The sequence below is a fragment of the Streptomyces sp. MBT53 genome (genome assembly GCF_016654115.1).
In the GTDB taxonomy this organism is placed as follows: domain Bacteria; phylum Actinomycetota; class Actinomycetes; order Streptomycetales; family Streptomycetaceae; genus Streptomyces.
The window spans coordinates 1-22,709 of the sequence record NZ_JAEQAZ010000198.1; the positions used below are offsets into that span (position 1 = coordinate 1).

The following is a 22,709-nucleotide window of genomic DNA, read 5'->3' on the forward strand; positions in this document are numbered from 1 at the left end:
ACGACCAGGATGCGGTCGGCGTCGGGGGCGAGGTTGAGGTCGTGGGTGATCATGATCGTCGTACGGCCGGCCATCAGTCGTCGCAGTGGCTTCACGACCCGTCGGGCCGCCATCGAGTCCAGCCCGGTCGTCGGTTCGTCGAGGACGAGGACCGGGGCGTCACGGAGGATCGCGCGGGCGATCGCCAGTCGCTGGAGCTGACCGCCGGACAGGCGGGCCGAGTTGGGGTCGACCTTCGTGTCGTAGCCGTCGGGGAGGCGGAGGATGAACTCGTGGGCGTCGGCCGCGATCGCCGCGTCCATGATCGCCTGCTCGCTCGCGCCGGGCCGGCCGCAGGCGATGTTCGCGCGGACGGTGTCGTGCAGGACGAGGGTCTCCTGCGGGAGCAGGGTGACGTACTCGCGGAGGCGGGCGAGGGGGAGGTCCCGAAGGGGGACGCCGTCGAGGAGGACTTCGCCGGCTTCGGGGTCGTAGAAGCGGAGCAGCATTTTGGAGACCGTGGACTTGCCGGCGCCGCTGGGGCCGGTGACGATCACCAGTTCGCCGGGGTTGACGGTGAAGGAGAGGCCCTCCAGGGCGGGGCGGTCCGCGCCCGGGTAGCTGAAGGAGACGTCGCGGAGTTCGACCGTGCCGTCGGGGCGGCCGAACTCCGTGCCGTGGCTGGGGTCGGCGACCGACGGTGCCACGTCCAGGATCTCGATCAGGCGCTCGGCGCCCGCGGTGGCGGCGGTGATGGTGAGGCCGAGTTGGGCCAGGCCGCGGACGGGCGGGTAGAGGTAGCCCAAGAAGGCGGAGAACGCGAGGAGTTGGCCGAGGGTCATGCGGCCGGTGGAGATCTCCCAGGCGCCGATGCCGATGACGGCGAGCACGCACACGGTCTCGATGACGCTGACGAGTTGCTCGTAGGCCTCGTTGAGGCGGGTCGAGCGGACGGAGGCGCGGAACCAGGCACTCGCCTCCTCGTTCAGGCGTCGGCGTTCCGCGTCGCGGCGGCCGTAGGCCTGGGTGAGGACGATGTTGCCGAGAGACTCCTCGACGACGGAGGTGATCGCGCCGTCGGCGACGCGGCCCGCGCGCGAGACGTCCTTGATGGAGCCGGAGAAGCGGCGGGCGGCCAGCCAGAAGAGCGGGGCGAGGACGAAGGTGGCGGCGGCCAGGTCCCAGCGCAGCCAGAACGCGGCGGCGGCGTAGAAGAGGGCGGAGAAGACGGCCGAGGCGGTGCCTATGACGCCGGACACGACGAGGGTTTCGATCGCCTCGACGTCGCTGGTGAGGCGGGACAACAGGTCGCCCTGGCGGTGCCGTTGGAAGAAGTGCGGGGGCAACTGCTGTACGTGGTCGAAGACGTGCTCGCGCAGTCTCATCACGAAGCGTTCGGTGGCCCAGGCGGCGAGGGAGTTGCCGGCGTAGGCGACGACCGCGCCGACGAGCGCGACGCCCAGCCATTTGACGGCCGGGCTCCAGAACGCGGCGAGCGATCCCTTCGCCAGGGCGCGGTCGGTGAGGTCGCTGAACAGGAGGATCGACTCGGTCTCGGCGAGTGCGGCGATCACCGTGCACACCCAGACGAGGATCAGCCAGCGTCTGAGGCCGACCGTGAGCGGCCAGAAACGGCGGAAAGCCGTGCGGGCGGGAATGGTAGGAGTTTCGTCGTCCTCATATTCGAGGTCTTCCTCTTCCGCATCCATGTCCACAATGCCCTCCACTTTCCGTCATCAGAATTCTTTGGGATTTTCGAATTCGGGAAAGAAAAGAGGGCCGACTGCGTGGGTCGGCCCTCCTTCTACTGCCGGATCAGCTGTCCTGGCCGGGCAGCGGCTTCGGCAGGGGCTTCGGCTCGTGCTTCTTGCGGGGCTTCGGGGGCGGCGGGGGCGGCAGCTGCTGCTTCTTGGGCTTGGGCAGCGGGGCGAGCTTGTTGAGGCCCATTCCGAACTCCTAGGTTGTGCTGAAGAATTTGTGCGTCAAAGTCGAGCGTTTTACCGCCCGGGGAATTCCCGACACCGAGAAACTTACACGCCCCCGACGCCAAGAAGCAGCAAAGTCGGCAAGCGAACGGCAAGCAGGTGCTGTGAATACCTATGTGAATCCTGAGCGACGTCCGCCAACCTGAGAGTTCTCTAATAAACCTGAGAGCAGCCTTAACGAACCTGTGCTTCCGCCCTCAGACAAGACCCTCAGCGGCGCGCCATGTAGAGGTCCAGCGCCTTGTGCAGCAGCCGGTTGAGGGGGAAGTCCCACTCCCCGAGGTACTCGACGGCCTCCCCGCCGGCGCCGGCCTTGAAGCGCAGCAGCCCCAGCAGGTGGTTGGACTCCTCCAGGGTGTCGGTGATGCCCCTGAAGTCGTAGACGGCGGCGCCGAGTTGGTGGGCGTCGGTCATCATCTGCCACTGCATGGCGTTGTTGGGCTGCACTTCGCGGCGGCGGCTGGTGGAGGCGCCGTAGGAGTACCAGACGTGCTGCCCGACCGTCAGCATCGTGGCGGCGGCGAGGATGTCGCCGTCGTGGTGGGCGAGGTAGAGGCGCATACGGTCGGGGTTTTCGGTGGTGAGGGCGGTCCACATGCGCTGGAAGTAGGGCAGCGGGCGCGGGATGAAGCGGTCGCGTTCGGCGGTCTCGGCGTAGAGCTCGTAGAAGGCGGGGAGTTCGTCGTAGCCGCCCCGGACCACTTTCACCCCGGACTTCTCGGCCTTCTTGATGTTGCGGCGCCACTGCTGGTTGAGACCGCGGTGGATGTCGTCCAACGACCGCCCGGCGAACGGCACTTGGAACACATACCGCGGCTGCCCGGCCGCGAAGCCCTCCTCTCCCCCGGGCTCCGTCTGCTGCCAGCCGGCCCGCCGCAGCCGGTCGGCGATCTCGTAGCCACGCGGTTCGTACGACGTCGGCTCCGCGTCCCGCAGCCGCCGCGCGTCCGGGTCGGCGATAGCCGCCTTCACCGCGTCCGCGCTCCACCGCCGTACGACGACGGGCGGCCCCATCTTCACCGTGAACGCGCCCTGCGACTTGAGATGCGCGAGCATCGGGTCGAGCCAGCGGTCGAGGTCGGCGGCGTGCCAGTCGATGACCGGCCCCTCGGGCAGATAGGCGAGGTACTTCTTCAACTTGGGCACGGGCCGGTACAGCACCAGCCCGACCCCGACCAACTCCCCACTCCCCTCGAACCACCCAAGACTCTCCGCCCGCCAGTCGGGCTTCACCTCACCCCACGACGGCACCTGCATATGGCTGGCGGAGGCGCGGGTCGCGATGAACGCGAGGTGTTCGGCGGGGGTGATGGGGCGGAGACGGAGGTCGGTCATACGTGGGGCTCCCTGCTGATCGTCGAACCGCCAGCGTAGGAGCCCACTTCGGCCGCGGGCGGCACCTCACTCCGGCCGAACCTCCCACGCGGCATCGCGCAGCGACGGCAACCCTGCCGCACTGTCGATGGTCCACTGTGTGGTTTGGGCATCGTCGACGTAAGAGGGATCCATGAAGCGGATGCTGCAGGTGCTGCGGAAGGCGGAGATGTTGCTGCTGACGGCGGCCCTGAAAGCTGATCGGTCTCTCGGTATGGACAGGAGGTTCCGGCCTCCGGCGCCCATCGCGGTTCGCGTCACCAGCCGCCCGCTGCGCTCCGCGGCCGTGCTGGCCGTGCCGCTCTCGGCGCTGGGCGGCTCGACCTTCGGGGCGTTCAGCGATGGGACGCGTTTCCTGCAGGCGGTCTGGTTGGGCGTCGGGATGACGCTGTTCTTCGCGCTGCTCCTGCGGCTGGAGCGCCTGAGTCAACTGCACTACGAGCGCGTGGGCTACGACCCCGCCGCCCGGCCGTTCGTGCACCGTCCACGCGCAGGTGGGCCCGGACGGACCCTCTCACGCCTCTCCATCCGCTGGGGTGTGCTGACGGTGATCTTCTGGGGTGTGGAAAGAGCCAAAGGTGCTCCGGTCAGTTGGCTCTTCAGCGGGGTTGCCATGGCGCTGGTACTGCTGGGCGTAGTCGCGATCAGCTACCTGGCGGAGCGGAGAAGGCGGCGGTCGCCGACCCGTTAGGGATCGTCAGCCGTCATCGCCCGTCCCGGGGTCCGAACGTCTCCAGCGCCTCCGTGTCCGACGCCCGGGCGTTGAGGAAGTAGTCCGCCCAGTCGGCGATCTCCGGGTAGGCGGACTCGCGGACGAGGCGGGTGATCGCCGCCTGGATGTCGTACGGCGTGACGCGCAGGTCCGTGCCGGGGCCGAGGAGGCACCAGTGGGCGCCGGTGCGGCCGTAGGGCATGCCTACGCTGCCGGGGTTGACGATCAGGCGGCCGTGGGCGAGGCGGACGTACGGCATGTGGGTGTGGCCGCAGACCACTGTGCGGATGTCTTCGGCGAGGTCGGCCAGGACTTCCGCCCAGCGGGACGGGCGGGAGTCGACCAGGACGATTTCCTCGTCGTCCCGGGGAGTCGCGTGGCAGAAGAGGACCTTGCCGAGGCCGCGGACGGGGAGGGTCAGGGTTTTGGGGAGGGCGGCGAGGAAGTCGATCTGGTCGGGGCGGAGGGCCGTTGCCGCGTAGGGGGCGATCGGGTCGGGGATCTCGGTGCGTTCGCCTCTGCGGTACTCGACCAACTCACGGTCAGCGTTGCCCGACAGCCACAGCACGCGGTCGCCCTGCGCGCGCAACAGGTCGACCACTTCCGCCGGTTGGGGGCCGGCCGTGATGTCGCCGGTGAGGACGATGCGGTCGGCGGCGGCCACGTCCGGTTCGGCGAGGACCACTTCCAGGGCGGGGAGCACACCGTGGATGTCGGAGAGGACCGCCACCCGGTCGAGTTCGTCCGTCATTGCGCGTCTGCCTCCAGTGCCTCCGCCAGTACCTCCGCCAAGTGCCTGCCCCGTACCCCGGCCAGCTGTTCCAGCTGCGTGCGGCAAGAGAAGCCGTCCGCCAGGACCACCGCGTCCTGCGGTGCCTGCCGTACGGAGGGGAGGAGTTGTTCCTCCGCGCAGGTCGCCGACACCTCGTAGTGGCCCTTCTCGAAGCCGAAGTTGCCGGCCAACCCGCAGCAGCCGCCGGACAGTTCGCCCGTGAGGCCGGCCGCCCCACGGAGCCTGCGGTCTGCGGTGTCGCCGAGTACCGCGTGCTGGTGGCAGTGCGTCTGGCCGACCGTCGGGCGGTCGACATGAGGTGGGGTCCAGTCGGGGGCGGCGTGGCGGTCCAGGGCCTCGGCGAAGGTAAGGACCCTGGCGGCGAGGCGGGCCGCGCGGGGGTCGTCGGGGAGGAGTTCGGGGAGGTCGGTGCGGAGGGTCGCCGCGCAACTCGGCTCCAGGACCACGAAGTGGAACGGGCTCTCGTCCGGGTCGGGAAGATCCACTCTCAGGGACAGGTCCAGCACGTCCAATGTGTCGTGCAACACCGCTCGGGCGCGGTCGAGTTGGCCGGTCGAGACGTACGTCAGGCCGCAGCAGACGCGGGCCCGGCGGGCCTTCCAGGGGCTGAAGGTGTACGAAGTCCCCTGGCCGTCCTCGTCCGGCAGTTCCGTCACGCCCCAGGTCTTCGTCGGCATAGGCACCACGAAGAGCCCGGCCGCCTCCAGGACCCGCACGGCCGCCTCCCCCACCGACGGTGAGAGGTGCTCGGTGAACGTGTCCGGCCAGATCATGACGGCGCCGCCGCGCGGGCGCTCGAGTTCCCGCCCTGCACGGAGGTCCGTGCGCATCCCCCGCATCTTCGCCCTGAACCACCGCTTCGACCACCGCGTGAACGTCACCCTCGCCACCCGCGGAATCCCCCGCTCGGGCGAGATCCCGCCCAGCCGCTTCGCCAGCCACGCCAACGGGCCAACCGAAGCGAGGGAGTTGACCAGCCAAGCCGTATGCGTCCGCTCCACCAGCCGCAGCCAGCGCGGCAGCCACCCCATCGTGTAGTGGGACGCGGGCCGGCGCCGCCCCTCGTAGTGGTGGTGCAGGAACTCCGCCTTGTACGTGGCCATGTCGACCCCGACCGGGCAGTCCGTGCGGCAGCCCTTGCAGGACAGACAGAGGTCCAGCGCGTCCCGGACCTCCGTCGACCGCCAGCCGTCGGTGACCAGTTCGCCCGCGAGCATCTCGTGGAGGAGCCGGGCCCGGCCGCGTGTGGAGTGCGCCTCTTCTCCGGTCGCGCGGAACGACGGGCACATCACCGACGGTCCCGTCACCTCCGTCGTACGGCACTTGGCGACCCCGACGCAGCGCCGTACCGCCGCCGTGAAGTCGCCGCCGTCGTGCGGGTAGCCGAAGGCCACGTCCACCGGTTCGCGGGGCAGGACGGCGAAGCGGAGGTTCGTGTCGAGGGGGGCGGGGCGCACCAGCATCCCGGGGTTCAGGAGGTCGTCCGGGTCCCAGAGCGCCTTCGCGCGCTCGAAGAGGGTCACCATCTCGTCGCCGTACATCTTCGGCAGCAGCTCCGCGCGGGCCTGGCCGTCGCCGTGTTCGCCGGAGAGGGAGCCGCCGTGGGCCACCACCAGGTCGGCGAGATCCTCGGAGAAGCTGCGGAAGCGGGCCACGCCCGGCTCCGTCAGCAGGTCGAAGTCGATGCGGACGTGGATGCAGCCGTCCCCGAAGTGGCCGTAGGGCGTGCCGCGTAGGTCGTACGTTCCCAACAGCCCTCTGAAGTCCCGCAGATACGCGCCCAGTTGGGCCGGTGGTACCGCGCAGTCCTCCCAGCCCGGCCACGCCTCCGAGCCGTCGGGCATCCTCGTCGCCGTACCGCTCGCGTCCTCGCGGATGCGCCACAGCGCGCGTTGGGCCGCCGGGTCCGTCACCACCAGGGAGTCGACGACGTCGGCCGCGCGGACGATCGTCTCAGCATGCGCGCGTGCTTCCGCCGCCGTGTCGCCGCCGGTCTCCACGAACAGCCAGGCACCGCCCCGGGGGAGGTCGGCCGTGGAGCGGACCAGGTCGGCGGCCATCCCCTCGACGGTGAGCGGCGCGAACGGCAGCAGGCCCGCAGCCGCCTCCGCCGCCGCGCTCTCGTCGGCGTACGCCAGCACGGCGAGCGCACGTGCGCGGGGTGCCTCGACGAGTCGTACGACCGCTTCCGTGAGGATGCCCAGCGTGCCCTCGCTGCCGCAGAAGGAGCGGGCGACGTCGGCGCCGTTCTCGGGAAGGAGGGCGTCCAGGGCGTAGCCCGAGATACGGCGGGGGAGGTCGGGGAAGCCGGTGCGCAGGCGGGGCAACTCGCCCTCCACGAGCGGTCGTAGGCCTTCCGGGGCGCCGGCCCAGTCGCGGCCGAGCGTCAGCCGGTCACCGCGCGCGGTGAGTACCGACAGCTCGCTCACGTTGTCCGCAGTCGTGCCCCAGGCGACCGAGTGGGAGCCGCAGGAGTTGTTGCCGATCATGCCGCCGAGGGTGCAGCGGCTGTGGGTCGAGGGGTCGGGGCCGAAGCGCAACCGGTGTGGGGCGGCGGCCTGTTGGAGGCGGTCGAGGACCAGGCCGGGCTGGACGACGGCGGTGCGGGCGGCGGGGTCCAGGGACAGCAGGCCGTTCATGTGGCGGGTGAAGTCGAGGACGACGCCGGTGCCGGTCGCCTGGCCGGCGATCGAGGTGCCGCCGCCGCGGGCCACGACCGGGACTCCGTGGGCCCGGCAGGCGGCGAGGGTCGCCGCGACGTCGTCGGCGTCACGGGGTGCGACGACGCCCAGCGGGACGCGTCGGTAGTTGGACGCGTCCATGGTCGTCAGCGCCCGGGACGTGATGTCGAAGCCGACCTCGCCCCGGACGGTTCTCGTCAGCTCCGACTGAAGATCCGGCATACCCCCAGCATGGACGGATTCTGTAAACGCATCCAGAACCTCCCCAGTTCGATCACTAACTCTCATATAGTGACCGACAGTTGAGCACCCGGTGTCGCTTCTCGCCCAGGAACCCGACGAGCACCCCCCGAGGACACGACCGAGGACGACAGAGGACCCCGACCAAAGACGCCCGAGGACCGACCGAGGACCCCCTTCATGACCGCCCCCATGCTTCCCGGCGAACGACCCACCTTCCGCACCCTCGCCCCCGCCCCGCTGCTCACCGCCGTCCTGGCCGGACTCGCGGTCGCCGGCGCGGTCTCCGTGGCACCCCACTCGCAGCGCCTCGCGGTCGCCTGCGCGGCGGGCGCCGGCGCGCTGCTGCTGTGTGCGGCCGTCGCGGCGGCGGCGCACGCCTACCAGACCGCCCGTGTCACCCGCCGCCGGCTGGAGGCCGTCACCCTGGACGCGGGCCGGCTGCTGCAGGAACGGGCCCGGCTGAGCACGGAGTTGGACCGCGAGCGCGTCCAGCTGACCGAGGAGCTGACCCACGAGCGGTCCCGGCTGACCGCCGAACTCACGCAGGAACGCGCCCGGTTGACCTCCGAGTTCTCCCAGGAGCGGATGCGTCTCACCACGTCCTTCGCGGAGGAGCGCAGCCGCCTCACGGAGGAATCCACCCTGGAGCGGGCCCGACTGACCGCCGAGAACAAGCAGTTGGCCGAGCGGGCCCGCCGGGACTCCCACGAGCGGGCCGCCGCGCTCTCCGCGACCGCCAACGCGGCGGGCCGTATGCAGGCGCTGGCCACCGGCATGCTCGCCGACCTGCGCGCGATGGAGGAGCGGCACTCCGACGAGGACGTCCTCGCCGATCTGCTGCACCTGGACCACCGCACCGCGCAGGCGGGCCGGCTCGCGGACTCCGTCGCCGTGCTCACCGGGGCACGCTCCGGGCGTCGTTGGGCCCGTCCGATCGCCATGGAGTCGATCCTGCGCGGCGCGATGGGCCGGATCAGCGGCTACCAGCGGGTGCGGGTGCACTCCGCGAGCGATGCCGCCGTCGCCGGGCACGCGGCCGAGGGCGTGATGCACGCGCTCGCCGAACTCCTCGACAACGCGGCGAACTTCTCGCCGCCGACCGCCGAGGTTCATGTGTACGTCGAGGAGGTGCCGGCCGGGGTCATCGTGTCCGTCGAGGACAGCGGCCTGGTCATGGGCGACATCCAACTCCGGCGCGCCGAACGGGCCGTGAGCGGCGACTCCGCCGAGCTGGGCGGTCTCACCGGCACCCGGCTGGGCCTCGCGGTCGTCGGGCGGCTGGCCCGCAAGTACGGCCTGAAGGTGTCGTACCGGCCCTCCGCGCGCGGCGGCACGGGTGTGCTGATGCTCGTACCGCAGGACATCCTGGTGCCGCAGGACGCTCCGGCGGATCCGCAGGGCGTTCTCGCGCTCCCCGAGCCGTCGGCCGCCCTGCCGACTGCGGCTCCGGCTCCGGTTCCGGCTCCGACTCCGGAGCCGGGGCGCGAACCGGAACCGCTCGTCCCAGGGCAGCTGCGGGTGTCGTACGCCTCCGCGCGCGCCGGCTCCGACCTGGACCCGGATCCGGTTCCCACGCACGAGTCCCCGGACCGCGACGAGTTGTCCGACGCCCTGTCGGAAGTCCTGGCCGAGTCGCGCCCGGAGGTCTCGGAGGGCCTGCCCAAGCGACGACGGGGCCAGGCGCTGGCGGAGGCCGAGCGTTCACGCGCGCGTGCGGAGGCCGCGGCTCCCCTGCTGCCGCGCCCCGCGCCCACGGCCGACGACACCCTGGCCCGGGCCGCCCGCTTCAACAGTTTCCGCCAGGCCGTACGCGGCGCGATGATCGAACAGCTCCCGCCCGTACCGGAGTTCGGCGCGAACGCGGAACAGGCCACGGCCGTACCGGAGTTCGGCACGACCGCCGAACAGGCCACGCCCGCAACGGAGTCCGGTGCGAACGCCGAACAGCTGGCGTCCGTAAGGGAGTTCGGCGGGACTGCGGCCGAACAGCTCGCGTCCGTGGCGGAGTTCGACACGATGACCGAACAGCCCGCGTCCGTACCGGAGTCGGAGCCGGAGCGCTCCGAACCGGCCCCGTCCCTCACCCGTCCGCACCCGGAAGGCAACCCCACCTCATGACCGGCACGACCACCGCCGACGAGAAGCTCACCTGGCTCATCGAGGGCCTCCTGGAGCGCACCCCGGGCGCGCGACACGCGCTGGTGCTGTCCCGGGACGGCCTGAAGCTGTGCCGGACGCCCGAACTCTCCGTCGACCAGGCCGACCAGCTCGCCGCGATCGCCGCCGGGATCCAGTCGCTGTCGCACGGCGCGTCGGTGGAGTTCGGGGACGGCAGCGGGGGTGTGCGGTCCGCGATGACGGAGTTCTACGGCGGGGTGCTGTTCATCGTCGAGGCGGGCGAGGGCGCGCATCTGGCGCTGGTCACCGCGGAGGACGCGGACGCGGGTCTGATCGGGCACAACATGAGCGAGCTGGTCGAACAGCTCGGTGAGCACCTGCGCGCGGAACCCCGTTCGTGATGAGCCGCCCCGGCAGGGACGACTCACCCGACCGCCTCTACACGCTCACCGGAGGCCGCGCCCGTTCCGCGCCGGACAACCCGTTCGACCTGGTGACCCTCGTGGTCGCCGAGTGCGATCCGGTGACCGGTATGCAGTCGGAGCACGCGGCGATCCTGCGGCTCACCGAACACCCCACCGCGGTGGTGGAGTTGGCGGCCGAACTGCGGCTCCCGGTGAGCATCACCAAGATCCTCCTCTCCGACCTTCTCGCGGCCGGCCGGGTCAGTGCCCGGCATCCGCGGAGGGCCGTGTCCGATCCCGACGTCCTGGAACAGGTGCTCGTTGGACTCCGCAACCTCTGACGCGCGCACCCCCTTGGGTGCCTCCGCCGACAACGGCCTCAAGATCGTGGTCGTCGGCGGCTTCGGCGTCGGCAAGACCACACTGGTCCGTTCGGTCAGCGAGATACGTCCCCTCAACACCGAGGAGACGATGACGAAGGCCGGCGAGGCCGTCGACGACATCAGCGAGGTGCGTGGCAAGTCCGCGACGACCGTCGCCTTCGACTTCGGCCGCATCACGCTCGACGCCCGCAATGTGCTCTATCTGTTCGGCGCCCCCGGCCAGGAACGGTTCTGGTTCCTGTGGGACCGGCTGTTCTCCGGGACGCTCGGCGCGGTCGTCCTCGTCGACACCCGCCGGATCGGCGACTCCTGGTACGCCATCGACCGCCTCGAACACCACGGCACCCCCTTCATCGTGGCCTGCAACGACTTCGGCGGCCCCGCCTACGCCCCGCAGCAGATCCGCGAGGCCCTCGACCTCGACCCGCACGTCCCCCTCCTGGACTGCGACGCCCGCTCCCGCGCGTCCGCGAAACAGGTTCTGATCACCCTGGTCGAGCACGTCAAGAGCTCCTACGGCACCCAGGGCCCCGCCCGCCTCCAAGTCCCCGTCCCCCACCAGGAGTTGGCCCTGTGACCGCGCCCGTACCGCTGAGTGGACCCAGGTTCCAGACCGAACCGGCGCAGCTGTACCGGGAGATGCGGCGCGAGCACGGCTCCGTGACGCCCGTGGTGCTGGACGGCGACATCCCGGCCTGGCTGGTGCTCGGCTACCGCGAACTGCACCAGGTCACCGGCGATCCGGTCCTGTTCAGCCGTGACTCGGACCTGTGGAGCCAGTGGGACCACATCCCCGACGACTGGCCGCTGCTGCCCATGATCGGCCGCAAGCAGCCGTCGATCCTCTACACGGTCGGCGAACGGCATCGTGAGCGCGTCGGCATGATCAGCGACGCGCTGGAGGCCGTGGACCCGTCCGAACTGCGGTCGTACACCGAGAAGTTCGCGGACGAGCTGATCGACGCGATCTGCGCCAAGGGCGAGACGGACATCGTCGGCGACTACGCGATGCTGCTTCCGGTGCGGGTCCTGGCCCGGCTGTACGGCTTCCGGGACGAGCAGGGGCCGGGACTTGTCACCGCGCTCAACGACATGATCGACGGCCGGGATCGCGCGATCGCCGGGCAGACCCATCTCGCCACGTCCATGGGGCGGTTGCTGGCCGACCGCAAGGACGAGCCGGCCGACGACGTCGTGTCGCGGATGCTGGCGCACGAGTCCGGCTTCGACGACGTGGAGATCGCCCAGGACCTGATGGTGATGATGGCGGCCGGTCACCAGCCGACCGCCGACTGGATCGGCAACTCGCTGCGGCTGATGCTGACGGACGACCGTTTCGCGGCCTCCCTCTTCGGTGGCCGCAACAGTGTCGCCGAGGCGATGAACGAGGTGCTGTGGGAGGACACCCCGACCCAGAACGTGGCCGGGCGCTGGGCCTCCCGCGACACCCAGCTCGGCGGTCGGCGCATCCGCACCGGCGACCTGCTCCTCCTCGGTCTTCAGGGTGCCAACTCCGACCCCCAGGTCCGCACCGACGGCTCCGCGCTCACCGGCGGCAACAACGCGCACTTCTCCTTCGGGCACGGGGAGCACCGGTGTCCGTTCCCCGCGCAGGAGGTCGCCGAGGTCATCGCGCGGACGGGCATCGAGGTCGTCCTGGACCGGCTGCCCGACATCGACCTGGCGGTGCCCGCCGAGTCCCTGACGCGCCGGCCCTCGCCGTGGCTGCGGGGACTGACCGCGCTGCCGGTGCGGTTCACGCCCGTACCCGCGCTCTGATCCCGCGCACGTCACGTCTCGCGTACGTCCTGCGTCCGTCACGCCCTTGGAGGCATCCCCGCATGAGCACCGGTACTGAAGACACCCGTATCGTCCTCGACCCCTTCGTCGGCGACCTGGACGGCGAGAGCGCCAGGCTTCGGGCGGCCGGTCCGCTGGCCGCCGTGGAACTCCCCGGTGGGGTGCCCGTATGGGCCGTGACCCGGCACGCCGAGGCGAAACAGCTGCTCACGGATCCGCGGCTGGTGAAGGACATCAACGTGTGGGGGGCCTGGCAGCGCGGGGAGATACCCGCGGACTGGCCGCTGATCGGGCTGGCGAACCCGGGCCGTTCCATGCTGACCGTGGACGGCGCCGACCACCGCAGGATGCGCACGCTGGTCGCGCAGGCGCTCACCCCGCGCCGGGTGGAGCAGATGCGGGAGCGGATCGCGAAGCTGACGGAGGGACTGCTCAACGGAGTTGAGGCCGCCGAGGGTGAAGTCGTCGACCTGAAGGCGGAGTTCGCGTACCCGCTGCCCATGTACGTCATCGCCGACCTCATGGGCATAGACGAGTCCCAACTCCCGCGCCTTAAGCAGCTGTTCGAGAAGTTCTTCTCGACGCAGACCCCGCCGGCCGAGGTGATAGCCACCCTCACCGAACTCGCGGGCATCATGGCGGCGACGGTCGCGGCCAAGCGCGCGGAACCCGGCGACGATCTGACGTCGGCCCTCATCGCGGCGTCCGAGGACGGCGACCACCTCACCGACGAGGAGATCGTCTCCACGCTGCAGCTGATGGTGGCGGCGGGCCACGAGACGACGATCTCGCTGATCGTCAACGCGGTCGTCAACCTGTCGACGCACCCCGTCCAGCGCGCCCTGGTGCTGGCGGGCGAGGCCGACTGGTCCTCGGTGGTCGAGGAGACCCTGCGCCACTCCACGCCCACCTCGCACGTCCTGATCCGCTTCGCCACGGAGGACGTCCAGGTCGGCGACAAGATCCTCCCGGCCGGGGACGCGCTGATCGTGTCGTACGCCGCGATCGGCCGCGACGAGCAGGCCCACGGGCCGACGGCCGGCGAGTTCGACATCACCCGCACCAGCGAGAACCGGCACATCTCCTTCGGCCACGGCCCGCACGTCTGCCCCGGCGCGGCCCTGTCCCGCCTGGAGGCGGACGTGGCACTCCCGGCCCTCTACGAGCGCTTCCCGCAGCTGGACCTGGCGGTCCCGGCGAGCGAACTCCGCAACAAGCCGGTGGTGACGCAGAACGACATCTTCGAGCTGCCGGTACGGCTGGCGCCGTAGCTCACCGCCTGTCCAGCGGCCGGAGCGGTCGTCTCATCGAACGGACGCGTTTCCGTCCGGTTTCACCGAGGGGATACGCTCCGGCTCGTGGCTGATATCGAGATTCCCGCTGACATCAAGCCCGCCGACGGACGGTTCGGCGCTGGCCCCTCCAAGGTGCGGACGGAGGCGCTGGACGCGCTGGCCGCCACCGGTACGTCCCTGCTGGGCACCTCCCACCGCCAGGCCCCGGTGAAGAACCTGGTCGGCAAGGTGCGCGAGGGTGTCTCGGCGCTGTTCTCCCTCCCCGAGGGCTACGAGGTGATCCTCGGCAACGGCGGCTCGACGGCCTTCTGGGACGTCGCGACCCACGGCCTCATCGAGAACAAGTCGCAGCACCTGAACTTCGGCGAGTTCAGCTCCAAGTTCGCCAAGGCGGCCAAGCTGGCCCCGTGGCTAGCCGAGCCGACCGTCATCGCCTCCGACCCCGGTACGCACCCGGACCCGGCCGCCGAGGCGGGCGTGGACGTGTACGCGTTCACCCACAACGAGACGTCGACGGGTGTCGCCGCGCCCATCAAGCGCGTGGCGGGCGCCGACGAAGGCGCGCTGGTCCTGGTCGACGCCACCTCGGGCGCGGGCGGCCTCCCGGTCGACATCACCGAGACGGACGTCTACTACTTCGCCCCGCAGAAGTCCTTCGCCTCCGACGGCGGCCTGTGGATCGGCGTGTTCTCCCCCGCAGCGATCGAGCGCGCGGAGCGCATCCACGCGTCCGGCCGCCACGTCCCGGAGTTCTTCTCGCTCCCCACGGCGATCGACAACTCCCGCAAGAACCAGACGTACAACACCCCGGCCCTGTCCACCCTGTTCCTCCTCAACGAGCAGCTGGAGTGGATCAACGGCCAGGGCGGCCTGGCCTGGTCGACGGCCCGCACGAAGGACTCGTCGAGCCGTCTGTACACGTGGGCGGAGGAGTCGAAGCACGCCACCCCGTTCGTGTCCGACCCCACCAAGCGCTCGCAGGTCATCGGCACGATCGACTTCGCCGACGAGATCGACGCGGCGGCGATCGCCAAGGTCCTGCGCGCCAACGGCATCGTCGACACCGAGCCCTACCGCAAGCTCGGCCGCAACCAGCTCCGCGTGGCGATGTTCCCGGCGATCGACCCGGCGGACGTCGAGGCGCTGACGAAGTGCATCGACTACGTGATCGAGAAGCTCTGACGGCGTCGTAGCCGACTTTTCGGCTACGGCCTTTTCGGCTACGACGACGAAGGGCGCCCCGCGGAGTTGGTCGCGGGGCGCCCTTCGTCGTCGTAGAAGGTCATAGAAGGTCATAGCAGACCGCGGGCGACTTACGCCCGACATCGAGGTGAACCCGGAACCGGGACAAACCCACCCCCCGCCACAGCCCCGTAACAGCGACAGCACAGGGAACAACTCCCTCCCCACTCCGCCGGTCGAACCCGTTGCGTCGCACCTCCGCGGCGCAACTCCTGCACTCCCGACCGAAGTTGGAGTTGCCCCATGACCAGGAAGTCCCTGCCGACGCGGCTCGCCGCCACCACCGCGCTGCTGCTCGCCGCCGGCGCCCTGTCCGCGCCCGCCGCCTCCGCGGACCCCTCCCCCGGCGACGCCTACGTCCTGAAGGTGACCACCGACCCGGCCGCCACCACCTCCGCCGACCGCCGCGTCGACGTCATCGGCACGGTCACCAAGGCCGACGGCACGCCCGCGCCCAACATCCCCGTCACCGTGCAGGAAGTCGTCAAGTTCACCACCTGGAACCCCTGGGGCGACCCGATCGACCCCACCTACTACGAGCCCCGCGACCTGGGCACGCCGGTCACCGACGCGAACGGGAGGTTCACCATCCCCGACGTCACCATCGACCACACGACCGGCAGCAGCCTGCTCAACGTCCAGCAGGGGGTGGACATCACGGCCCTCTACGACGTGGACGGCAACCTCAACACCCCGCAGGACGGCTACTACGCGGACACCACGGTGAACGCCAACGCCCTTCCCAGTTCGGTCAGTTACCGGGTCAGCAAGAAGAAGGTGAAGTCCGGCGACATCCTCACCGTCTCGGGCAGGGTCACCGTCCCCAAGGGGGTCCAGCCCGCGGGCACCGAGGTCTTCCTGCAGACCTACTGGGAGCAGGAGTACGACGCGAAGACGATCGCCACGTACAACGGCACCTTCGTCCTGTCGGTCCGCGTCACCGGCTACGACGACACGTTCACGCTGCGCACGGCACCGAGGGACATGTACGTGGCGGGGGCGACGCAGCAACTCCCCATCACGAACACGTCGTTGCCGCGCGGGTAACAGGCGAGCAGCCGAGGCCTCAGGCGGGGGGCGGGCCGCCCGCCTGGCGCGTCTGCTGGATCAGTACGGTGGTGGCCCGCTCCAGGAGTTCGCGCAGTGCGGCGTGTTCGGAAGGTGTGAACGCGTCCGCGAGTGCGCGCTCCAGGACGACCACCTCCTGGTAGGCGCGGTCCAGGAGTGCCCGGCCCTCGTCCGTGAGGGTGGCGATCTGCACCTTGGCGTGGACGGGGGACGTCTCGCGGCGGATGAGCCCCTTGGTCTCCATGTTGGTGAGCACGCTGCTCATGCTCTGCTGTGTCACCCCGCAGGAGCGGGCCAGCTGGGAGCCGGACATGCCGCCCTCGCGCGCGAGGGCCAGCAGCACGGTGTACTGCGTCATGGTCAGCCCGTAGGCCCGCAGCACCGCCTCGTGGTGGGCCATCAGCGCCTGCTCGGAGCGCCTGATCCGGACACAGAGGTCGTCCTCGGCCGGAGCCTCCATCGTGTACTCCCACTCCATTAACAGGTTCATGGATTGACTCAGGAACCTTACATACCTACAGTCCTCGATTGACGACTGTAAGGATACTGAGTCAGCACAAGGGGCTGTAATGAAGGCTGTCCTTTTCGACGCCGAGAACCACTACCGCGTCACCGACCTGCACGAACCCGAGCCGGGCCCCGGCCAGGTGGCGATCCGCGTCGCCTACGCCGGGATCCAGTGGGGCGACACCATGGTCCGCGACGGCCACTTCCCCCTACCGCGCCCCTTCGTACCCGGCTTCGAGGCATCCGGGCACATCGTCGCGGTCGGCGACGGCGTCGACCCGAGCCGCATCGGCGAACCCGTCGCCGCACTGACACCCGCGGGCGCCTACGCCGAGGTGGCCCTCGCACCCGCCGCGCTCACGCTCAACATCGGCGACCTGCCGCTGCGGACGGCGGCAGGCCTCGGCTGGGGCGCACCGACCGCCTACGACCTGATCAACACCGTCTCGCGGATACGCCCCGGCCAGAGCGTCCTGGTCCACGCCGCCGCCGGCTCGGTCGGCACCCTTGCCGCCCAGTTCGCCCGCCTGGCCGGCGCCGGCCGGGTCGTCGGCGTGGCAGGCACCAGCGCCAGGGCCGACTACGCCGCCCAATTCGGCTACGACCAGGTCGTACTGCGCGAGGAGTTCCCGGCCAAACTCGGCGACGAGAAGTTCGACGTGATCCTCGACCCGGTCGGCGGCGCGACCCGGCAGCACGGCCTGGAACAACTCGCGCCGCACGGCCGCCTGGTCGCGTACGGCAACCTCAGCGCCTACGAACCCGTCCTCGCCGACACCAACGACCTCCTCGCGCAGGGCACATCCCTCATGACCTACAACAGCAACCTGCTCAGCCGGACCCACCCGGAACAACTCGCCGACAGCGCCCGCCACGCACTCGACCTCGTCGCGGACGCCCAGGTACGCGTGGACATCACCGCCGAATACGACCTGACCGACCTGGCCGTCGCCGTACAACGCCTCACCGACGGCTCCACCCTCGGCAAGAGCGTCGTCCGGATCTCCTGACCAGTTGCGTGACCCACGTCTTAAAGAACGCGCGGGTACCCGTCAGAACTGCTGAAGGAAGTCGCGCCAGCTGTCGGCGGAGACGGTGAGGAGGGGAGCCGTCTCCGATTCCGAGTGCTTGCTGTCGCGGACGGCTCGGCCGTGGTCCATGGTGTCCGCGACCTCGATGCAGTTGTTCTCCGCCCCCGAGTACGACGACTTCCAGAAGGGGCTTACGACCTCGGTCACGATGTGTCTTCCTTCAAGTTCCGCAGTACGCCCCGGATCAGCTTGGCACTAGCGTCCGGCGTCAACGCTGACGATCGTAGTAGGTCGTATGCGTTGGCGTAAGCGGTAAGGTCCTTGGCCCCTTCCAGGACCGATGTGCCTCGCAGGTTGTCCATGGTCACCGCTTCGACCGTCGGCTCCTCGTCGAAGCTGAAAGAGGAGAAAGCGGAGGTGTAGGCACTCAGGACGCCCGCGCTGAAGGGCAGCACCTGCACGGTGACGTTCTTCCGCTTGCCGATCTCAAGCATCGCGAACAACTGCGCCAGGTGAATCTCGACGCTCACCAGCGGGTGCAGGACGACCGTTTCCCCCAGAATGGCCGTGTAGGACGCCCCACCATCCTCGATCTTCGCTTGCCGACCCTCGCGCACCTTCACCAACATGGCGGCCCGTTCGGGATCGATGTAATGGGGACTGGCGGCGATAACCGCCTCCGCATAGTCCGGAGTCTGCAACAGCCCCGGCACCATGACCGGCTGCCACTCCCGGATGTACGTCGCGTCGTCCTCCAGCGCGATGTGGTCGACGTAGTCCGGCCGCAGGTGCTCGGCATGCTCCAGCCACCAGCCCCGGTTCTTCGAGTTCTTGGCCAACTCCTCCAGCTTGACGCGGACTTCCGGGTCCGTGACGCCGTAGGCATCCAGCAGCAAGCGCACCTCGATCACGCGCGGGGTGGCGTGACCACTCTCAACACGGCTGATCCTGGCCTGACTTGACGCGATGATCTCGGCGGCCTGCGGCTGGTCGAACTTGGCAGCCAACCTGTACTGCCTGAGTGCCGTACCCAAACGCCTACTGCGCACCGTCGGCCGTCCACCTGCGGGCATGGGCCCTCCCCTCGTCTGCGGCAACGATGCCACACCGAGCGTCAACCTCAGGGCTTCATCACTCGATCGAGTGACACTCACGAATGTATTCGCCGATTCGCATTGCGCGGATCGCGCATCCAGTCCTAGTTTCTTGAACGCGCCGCAGCGCAACCCACCTTGACGACACGTCAGGACGGAGTTCCCCCATGCCCGCGTCCGAGAGCTTCCGCATCCCCAAGCACCGCCGGCACGTCCCTACCGCCCGCCAACGGCTCCGCAAGACCCTCGCCGACTGGGGCATCACCGACGAACTCGCCGACGCCGTCGTCCTGTTGGCCAATGAACTCGTCACCAACGCGGTGACCCACTGCCGGGTCCCCTACTCCCAGATCAAGGTCGAACTCACCCTCAACAGCACGGAGTTGGTCCTTGAGGTCTCCGACCCGGACCGGGACAGACTCCCCCGACCCCACGACTCGACCCCGGAGGAGGAAGGCGGCCGGGGTCTCGCACTGGTCGCGGCACTGGCCGACCACTGGGGATGCCGACAGGAGCCGTACGCGAAATGCGTGTGGGCCCGGTTCGGGCTGGAGGAGGCTCATGTTCCGTCGGCTTTATGAGGCAGCGGCCCGCCTCCTCACTCCCCCAACTCCCTTGAGCGGCAAGGCCCTTGTACGGGAAACCCGCACCCCGGACCCATACGTCTGGCGCCTCCCGACCCCCTACGACGCCCGCTGGCGCCGCTGGTCGAAACGCTCCCGCGCGGTCGGCCACCACCTGCCGTTCCCGACCGAGGAAGCGTGCTGGCAGACCCCGCCGCACCCCCAACTCCCGCTCTGGCAGGGCGAAAACGATCCAGCCCGCTTCTACGTACTGCGCTCAGACGTCGAGGTCCCGACAGACCCGGGCGATGATCCGCCTGGCTTCGGCGCCGTACACGGCGGACGCGGCGTGCGCATCCCAGACCCGCCGGTGGAGAGCGACCGCGTCGGCGTCGTCGAGCCAGTGCTCGGTGTACCAGTCCTCGATCACGACGAGACGCTCGTCCACGATCGTGAAGTCGTTGCCGATCGGCAACCGGAGCGCGGCGTCGAAAGGCACCACCCCGAGGTGGACGGTATCCAGGTCCAACACGGCGAGCATCTGGTCCAGTTGGGCCGCCATGACCTCCGGTGAAGCGATCCGGGCACGCAGCGTCCCCTCCGAGATCAGTTCATGCAACTCCTTGCCGGGGAGATACAACCACTCCTGCCGTTGCATTCGTGCGCGTACCGCGTCGTCCGTGTCCCTGGGGGTGTTCATCAGCTCTGCGAGACCCTCGAAAATGCATCGCGCGTAGTCGGGGGTCTGAAACAGGCCGGGGATGACATCGGGTTCCCAGGCCCGCAGGGTCCGTGAGTTGAGGACGAGGGAGTTCCACTCCTCTTGAACGGACCGGTGCCCGGTCTCCAGCCGTTTCCGCCAGGGACGTACCTGCCTGATTTCGTCGTTCATCGGGACTCTGTCTGCCTCTCGTGGTCAGCAGGACGGTGTCCGGATCAGCGGAGGGCCTCGATGGCCCTCACGATCAGGGCACGGGCGTCCGCCCCGTACACCGCCATGCTCCGAAGTTGTTCAAAAGCGCTCAGGTAGAGCGCGATCTCGGAGGGCTGGGTGACGCGGACCCGGGCCGACAGCAGTTCCACCGAGACGAGCGTGTCGTCGTATATGTGGAACAACTCCTTTGGCCCCACAATCCGTTCACGGGTTGAACTGGGGATGATGCCCAGTGACACCGACGGCAGTGCCCCAGCCGTGAGCAGATAGCCGAGTTGCGCCGCCATCGCGTCGTCGTCGCCCAACTGGTACCGCAGAACGCCCTCTTCGATCAGCAGGACGAAACGGCGCCCCGGCTCGTGGATGATCCGCGACCGCTCGACGCGTGCCACCGCTGCCTCTGCGGAGTCGTCGGGGATGCCGAGCAGGCGGGCGTTGACGGAGAGCACGGCACGCGCGTACCCCTCCGTCTGGAGGAAGCCCGGGACCAGGGTGGGTGAGTAGATCCGGAACAGTTCCGTGGACCGGAACAGTTCCGCATAGCTGCTCTGAAGTCGCTTCAGACCGCCGCGAACCTTGCGCCGCCATTCGCTGTACTGCGACTCGGCGTCTCTGGACTCGGCGATGATGTCCGCGGCCTGGTCGTCGGCTCCGCACGCGGCGCACCAGCGGCGTATGTCGTCGGGCGTGGGCGGTGTACGGGCGTTCTCCAGGCGCGAGGTCTTCGGATGGGTCCAGCCGCAGCGATCGGCCAGCTCGCTCCCGGTGATACCCGCATCCGCACGCAGATCCCGCAGACGCTGCGCGACGCGTTCACGCGCAGCCTGGGCTGAGGATGAAGGGGAGTTGGGCACGAGCTGACCGTACGCCTTGCGTTAGCTGATCTTGTAGTTCTCGTGCGGGGTCGCTCGGGCCCACACCGCTTCGAACGCTTCGGCGCACAGTTTCACCGCGGCCGCATCCTCACTGATCTCGCCACCACCGGAGGCGCCGTCCCCGGTGAAGTGGTTCCAGCGGATCAGTCGCTCGTCCAGGAGCCAGAAGTCATTGCCCGGCAGCGCGATGTCGGAGGCCCGCCGACGTGGCAGCCACCGTACCTGTTCGCCGGCCCCGATGTTGACTTGCGCGCCCTCGTGCTCATAGCGGATGTAGTCACTGACCGGCTCCGACACGATGCGGGCACGGCGCACGATCACGCCCCGGGCCACCGTACGGCGGATGAGGCTTGTCCATGGACCCCAGTATGGAGACTCCGGGTCGGTGTCCCGTTCGCCCGTCCGCTGCCAGTGGGCGAAATCATCGGCCTCGCCGGCGACTCCGTACGTGTCTCGCATCTCCAGATGGACAGCCGAGCGCTGCGCGCCGTCCAGGAGTTCAGTGAAGCTCGGCACGTTCTGCGGCATCGCAGGCCTTCCTCAGGATCGGCACCATACGGGCCGGGACACGGACTACTGCCTCGTGGTCAGGGATTCCCTTCGCGTGACCACGTGCCTCGAACGCGGCGCATTGGGCTTCGAGTTCACCGTCCGGCTTCCAACCCTGGATGACCAGTTCGTTCTTACCCTCGTCGACCCAGACGGTGGGACTCTCGCCTACGCCCGTGTTCGGGTCGATCCCGATGAACCGTAACGCCATTGCCGCCTCCAGCAAGCCGGTCGTTCGCAGATGTGCACCACTTTGAAGGCATCGAGATGCCTGGTCAAGAAGATAAATCGGCCACAGCCATGGACAACAAATGGGTGTGAACATTCATGAACATCACTGGGGTTGACGACCACGCGGCTCGTAGCGTCGAGACCGACATCAACCCCGCCACCGCCGAGGAGCACCACCATGAGCCAAGGCACAGCCCCACCACTGGCGCAGTTACCCGCCGGCTTCGACACCTGGCTGCTCGACTGCGCCCCGGCCCCCAACTGCGTCGTCTGCGCGACGAATTGGCGCCAGCTCACCGCCTGCAAGCAATCCGGCGACATCACGCAAGCCGCACGCCACGCCACCGAGATCCGCGACCACGCCTCCGGAGTGCACGCAAGCCCCTCCAACTGACCTGCCAGAAAGGCACCCTCATGCTCAACGGCACCGACCTCTACGCCCTCGACATCACCTCGGCCACCTTCGCCCAGGCCTGCGGCGGCCCCTGTACCGAAGGCTGCGTCACCCTCGCCCGGATCGGCGACGACTCCTGGGCCCTCGGTGACAGCAAGCGCCCCGACAAGGAGCCGCTGCGGTTCACCACGGAGGAGTTGTGCGTCGCCGGGATCGACCCGGCGCGGTTCGGGCTGGGCAGCTGAGCCGCGCGGCCCCATCGGCTCACCCGTCCCGGCCGGCCTCGACGTGACCCCAACTCGCGCTGTCCGGCCGGGATTTCACCACCGAGAGACACAGACGCCCCGAACAGGACCAGCCCCGGTGCACCACCACGCCTACCTGTGGACCGGCCCGAAAGCCCGCTTCGACCAGGAGGCGCTCCGCAGACCGCCCCACCCCGATCCACCCCCAC

The 22,709-nt window shown here is 69.4% G+C and carries 25 protein-coding genes; 13 read left to right on the top strand and 12 right to left on the bottom strand.

Annotation, left to right across the window (positions count from 1 at the left end):
* The 3 genes from JHN45_RS42500 to JHN45_RS42505 all read right to left on the bottom strand — a co-directional run.
* A partial coding sequence (locus tag JHN45_RS42500; protein ID WP_201054703.1) for an ABC transporter ATP-binding protein occupies nt 1-1,688 on the bottom strand: 1,688 nt, incomplete at its 3' end.
* Nucleotides 1,689-1,794: 106 nt separating this feature from the next.
* The gene (locus JHN45_RS54225) at nt 1,795-1,926 is read right to left on the bottom strand and encodes a hypothetical protein (RefSeq protein WP_019072556.1); all 132 of its coding nucleotides are present in this window, start codon (nt 1,924-1,926) and stop codon (nt 1,795-1,797) included.
* Between the two features lie 248 nt (nt 1,927-2,174).
* The gene (locus JHN45_RS42505) at nt 2,175-3,299 is read right to left on the bottom strand and encodes a peptidoglycan bridge formation glycyltransferase FemA/FemB family protein (RefSeq protein WP_201054709.1); all 1,125 of its coding nucleotides are present in this window, start codon (nt 3,297-3,299) and stop codon (nt 2,175-2,177) included.
* A gap of 172 nt (nt 3,300-3,471) precedes the next feature.
* On the opposite strand from JHN45_RS42505, the gene JHN45_RS42510 reads away from it, so the two are divergent.
* Nucleotides 3,472-4,029 (top strand): hypothetical protein, encoded by a 558-nt coding sequence (locus JHN45_RS42510; protein ID WP_201054711.1) that lies wholly within the window; start codon nt 3,472-3,474, stop codon nt 4,027-4,029.
* Between the two features lie 13 nt (nt 4,030-4,042).
* Here the strand turns inward: JHN45_RS42510 and JHN45_RS42515 are convergent, their stop codons facing one another.
* Nucleotides 4,043-4,801 carry a metallophosphoesterase gene (locus JHN45_RS42515; RefSeq protein ID WP_201054713.1) on the bottom strand — a complete coding sequence of 253 codons (759 nt, stop codon included), beginning with the start codon at nt 4,799-4,801 and terminating at the stop codon, nt 4,043-4,045.
* Nucleotides 4,798-7,746, bottom strand: coding sequence for an FAD-binding and (Fe-S)-binding domain-containing protein (locus JHN45_RS42520; RefSeq protein WP_201054715.1), 2,949 nt, complete (start codon nt 7,744-7,746; stop codon nt 4,798-4,800). Before JHN45_RS42520 ends, JHN45_RS42515 begins: the two co-directional genes overlap by 4 nt.
* A 198-nt stretch (nt 7,747-7,944) precedes the next feature.
* On the opposite strand from JHN45_RS42520, the gene JHN45_RS42525 reads away from it, so the two are divergent.
* The 8 genes from JHN45_RS42525 (at nt 7,945) to JHN45_RS42560 (ending at nt 16,056) form a co-directional block, all read left to right on the top strand.
* A complete protein-coding gene (locus JHN45_RS42525) occupies nt 7,945-9,885 on the top strand; it encodes an ATP-binding protein (RefSeq protein WP_201054717.1) in 1,941 nt (646 codons plus the stop codon).
* A complete protein-coding gene (locus JHN45_RS42530) occupies nt 9,882-10,286 on the top strand; it encodes a roadblock/LC7 domain-containing protein (protein ID WP_019057294.1) in 405 nt (134 codons plus the stop codon). The genes JHN45_RS42525 and JHN45_RS42530 overlap by 4 nt, the downstream gene beginning before the upstream one ends.
* Complete coding sequence (locus tag JHN45_RS42535; RefSeq protein ID WP_200714312.1) at nt 10,286-10,630, top strand: DUF742 domain-containing protein; 345 nt, start codon at nt 10,286-10,288, stop codon at nt 10,628-10,630. The genes JHN45_RS42530 and JHN45_RS42535 overlap by 1 nt, the downstream gene beginning before the upstream one ends.
* Nucleotides 10,611-11,249: an ATP/GTP-binding protein gene (locus JHN45_RS42540; protein WP_201054719.1), complete on the top strand. Its 639-nt coding sequence runs from the start codon at nt 10,611-10,613 to the stop codon at nt 11,247-11,249. Before JHN45_RS42535 ends, JHN45_RS42540 begins: the two co-directional genes overlap by 20 nt.
* Complete coding sequence (locus tag JHN45_RS42545; RefSeq protein WP_201054721.1) at nt 11,246-12,451, top strand: cytochrome P450; 1,206 nt, start codon at nt 11,246-11,248, stop codon at nt 12,449-12,451. Before JHN45_RS42540 ends, JHN45_RS42545 begins: the two co-directional genes overlap by 4 nt.
* 62 nt (nt 12,452-12,513) lie before the next feature.
* Complete coding sequence (locus JHN45_RS42550; protein ID WP_201054723.1) at nt 12,514-13,743, top strand: cytochrome P450; 1,230 nt, start codon at nt 12,514-12,516, stop codon at nt 13,741-13,743.
* Nucleotides 13,744-13,830: 87 nt separating this feature from the next.
* The gene (gene serC / locus JHN45_RS42555; RefSeq protein WP_201054725.1) at nt 13,831-14,949 is read left to right on the top strand and encodes a phosphoserine transaminase; all 1,119 of its coding nucleotides are present in this window, start codon (nt 13,831-13,833) and stop codon (nt 14,947-14,949) included.
* A gap of 303 nt (nt 14,950-15,252) precedes the next feature.
* Nucleotides 15,253-16,056 (top strand): acyl carrier protein, encoded by an 804-nt coding sequence (locus tag JHN45_RS42560; protein ID WP_201054727.1) that lies wholly within the window; start codon nt 15,253-15,255, stop codon nt 16,054-16,056.
* Between the two features lie 19 nt (nt 16,057-16,075).
* Here the strand turns inward: JHN45_RS42560 and JHN45_RS42565 are convergent, their stop codons facing one another.
* Nucleotides 16,076-16,567, bottom strand: a complete 492-nt coding sequence (locus tag JHN45_RS42565) for a MarR family winged helix-turn-helix transcriptional regulator (protein WP_236584716.1) — start codon at nt 16,565-16,567, stop codon at nt 16,076-16,078.
* A 79-nt stretch (nt 16,568-16,646) separates the two neighbouring features.
* Between JHN45_RS42565 and JHN45_RS42570 the strand changes: the two genes are divergently transcribed.
* Entirely contained in the window at nt 16,647-17,594 is a 948-nt protein-coding gene (locus JHN45_RS42570) for a zinc-binding alcohol dehydrogenase family protein (protein WP_201054729.1), read from the top strand.
* 42 nt (nt 17,595-17,636) lie between these two features.
* On the opposite strand, the gene JHN45_RS42575 is transcribed toward JHN45_RS42570, so the two are convergent.
* Nucleotides 17,637-17,822: a DUF397 domain-containing protein gene (locus JHN45_RS42575; RefSeq protein ID WP_201054731.1), complete on the bottom strand. Its 186-nt coding sequence runs from the start codon at nt 17,820-17,822 to the stop codon at nt 17,637-17,639.
* A complete protein-coding gene (locus JHN45_RS42580; RefSeq protein WP_201054733.1) occupies nt 17,819-18,688 on the bottom strand; it encodes a helix-turn-helix transcriptional regulator in 870 nt (289 codons plus the stop codon). Before JHN45_RS42580 ends, JHN45_RS42575 begins: the two co-directional genes overlap by 4 nt.
* A 188-nt stretch (nt 18,689-18,876) precedes the next feature.
* Here JHN45_RS42580 and JHN45_RS42585 point away from each other — a divergent pair, with 188 nt between their 5' ends.
* Nucleotides 18,877-19,290 carry an ATP-binding protein gene (locus JHN45_RS42585; RefSeq protein ID WP_201054735.1) on the top strand — a complete coding sequence of 138 codons (414 nt, stop codon included), beginning with the start codon at nt 18,877-18,879 and terminating at the stop codon, nt 19,288-19,290.
* Between the two features lie 259 nt (nt 19,291-19,549).
* Here JHN45_RS42585 and JHN45_RS42590 read toward each other — a convergent pair whose 3' ends face one another.
* Genes JHN45_RS42590 through JHN45_RS53610 form a run of 4 tightly spaced genes read right to left on the bottom strand, consistent with a single transcriptional unit; the run spans nt 19,550 to nt 21,841 of the window.
* Complete coding sequence (locus JHN45_RS42590) at nt 19,550-20,164, bottom strand: DUF5753 domain-containing protein (protein ID WP_236584717.1); 615 nt, start codon at nt 20,162-20,164, stop codon at nt 19,550-19,552.
* 44 nt (nt 20,165-20,208) lie between these two features.
* Entirely contained in the window at nt 20,209-21,060 is an 852-nt protein-coding gene (locus JHN45_RS42595; RefSeq protein WP_201054737.1) for a helix-turn-helix transcriptional regulator, read from the bottom strand.
* A gap of 21 nt (nt 21,061-21,081) precedes the next feature.
* Nucleotides 21,082-21,609 carry a DUF6879 family protein gene (locus JHN45_RS42600; protein WP_201054744.1) on the bottom strand — a complete coding sequence of 176 codons (528 nt, stop codon included), beginning with the start codon at nt 21,607-21,609 and terminating at the stop codon, nt 21,082-21,084.
* Entirely contained in the window at nt 21,581-21,841 is a 261-nt protein-coding gene (locus tag JHN45_RS53610) for a hypothetical protein (RefSeq protein ID WP_236584718.1), read from the bottom strand. Before JHN45_RS53610 ends, JHN45_RS42600 begins: the two co-directional genes overlap by 29 nt.
* Before the next feature lie 198 nt (nt 21,842-22,039).
* Between JHN45_RS53610 and JHN45_RS42605 the strand changes: the two genes are divergently transcribed.
* On the top strand, nt 22,040-22,255 hold the full coding sequence (locus JHN45_RS42605; protein ID WP_201054746.1) for a hypothetical protein: 216 nt from the start codon (nt 22,040-22,042) through the stop codon (nt 22,253-22,255).
* Between the two features lie 20 nt (nt 22,256-22,275).
* The gene (locus tag JHN45_RS42610) at nt 22,276-22,500 is read left to right on the top strand and encodes a DUF397 domain-containing protein (RefSeq protein ID WP_201054748.1); all 225 of its coding nucleotides are present in this window, start codon (nt 22,276-22,278) and stop codon (nt 22,498-22,500) included.
* The last annotated feature ends 209 nt before the right edge of the window (nt 22,501-22,709 follow it).

Bases quoted from the DNA above. Each gene is read 5' to 3' on its own strand.
- JHN45_RS54225 (WP_019072556.1), bottom strand. From the start codon at position 1,926: ATGGGCCTCAACAAGCTCGCCCCGCTGCCCAAGCCCAAGAAGCAGCAG.
- JHN45_RS42505 (WP_201054709.1), bottom strand. From the start codon at position 3,299: ATGACCGACCTCCGTCTCCGCCCCATCACCCCCGCCGAACACCTCGCG.
- JHN45_RS42510 (WP_201054711.1), top strand. From the start codon at position 3,472: ATGAAGCGGATGCTGCAGGTGCTGCGGAAGGCGGAGATGTTGCTGCTG.
- JHN45_RS42515 (WP_201054713.1), bottom strand. From the start codon at position 4,801: ATGACGGACGAACTCGACCGGGTGGCGGTCCTCTCCGACATCCACGGT.
- JHN45_RS42520 (WP_201054715.1), bottom strand. From the start codon at position 7,746: ATGCCGGATCTTCAGTCGGAGCTGACGAGAACCGTCCGGGGCGAGGTC.
- JHN45_RS42525 (WP_201054717.1), top strand. From the start codon at position 7,945: ATGACCGCCCCCATGCTTCCCGGCGAACGACCCACCTTCCGCACCCTC.
- JHN45_RS42530 (WP_019057294.1), top strand. From the start codon at position 9,882: ATGACCGGCACGACCACCGCCGACGAGAAGCTCACCTGGCTCATCGAG.
- JHN45_RS42535 (WP_200714312.1), top strand. From the start codon at position 10,286: ATGAGCCGCCCCGGCAGGGACGACTCACCCGACCGCCTCTACACGCTC.
- JHN45_RS42550 (WP_201054723.1), top strand. From the start codon at position 12,514: ATGAGCACCGGTACTGAAGACACCCGTATCGTCCTCGACCCCTTCGTC.
- JHN45_RS42560 (WP_201054727.1), top strand. From the start codon at position 15,253: ATGACCAGGAAGTCCCTGCCGACGCGGCTCGCCGCCACCACCGCGCTG.
- JHN45_RS42565 (WP_236584716.1), bottom strand. From the start codon at position 16,567: ATGAACCTGTTAATGGAGTGGGAGTACACGATGGAGGCTCCGGCCGAG.
- JHN45_RS42570 (WP_201054729.1), top strand. From the start codon at position 16,647: ATGAAGGCTGTCCTTTTCGACGCCGAGAACCACTACCGCGTCACCGAC.
- JHN45_RS42580 (WP_201054733.1), bottom strand. From the start codon at position 18,688: ATGCCCGCAGGTGGACGGCCGACGGTGCGCAGTAGGCGTTTGGGTACG.
- JHN45_RS42585 (WP_201054735.1), top strand. From the start codon at position 18,877: ATGCCCGCGTCCGAGAGCTTCCGCATCCCCAAGCACCGCCGGCACGTC.
- JHN45_RS42590 (WP_236584717.1), bottom strand. From the start codon at position 20,164: ATGAACGACGAAATCAGGCAGGTACGTCCCTGGCGGAAACGGCTGGAG.
- JHN45_RS42600 (WP_201054744.1), bottom strand. From the start codon at position 21,609: ATGCCGCAGAACGTGCCGAGCTTCACTGAACTCCTGGACGGCGCGCAG.
- JHN45_RS53610 (WP_236584718.1), bottom strand. From the start codon at position 21,841: ATGGCGTTACGGTTCATCGGGATCGACCCGAACACGGGCGTAGGCGAG.
- JHN45_RS42605 (WP_201054746.1), top strand. From the start codon at position 22,040: ATGAGCCAAGGCACAGCCCCACCACTGGCGCAGTTACCCGCCGGCTTC.
- JHN45_RS42610 (WP_201054748.1), top strand. From the start codon at position 22,276: ATGCTCAACGGCACCGACCTCTACGCCCTCGACATCACCTCGGCCACC.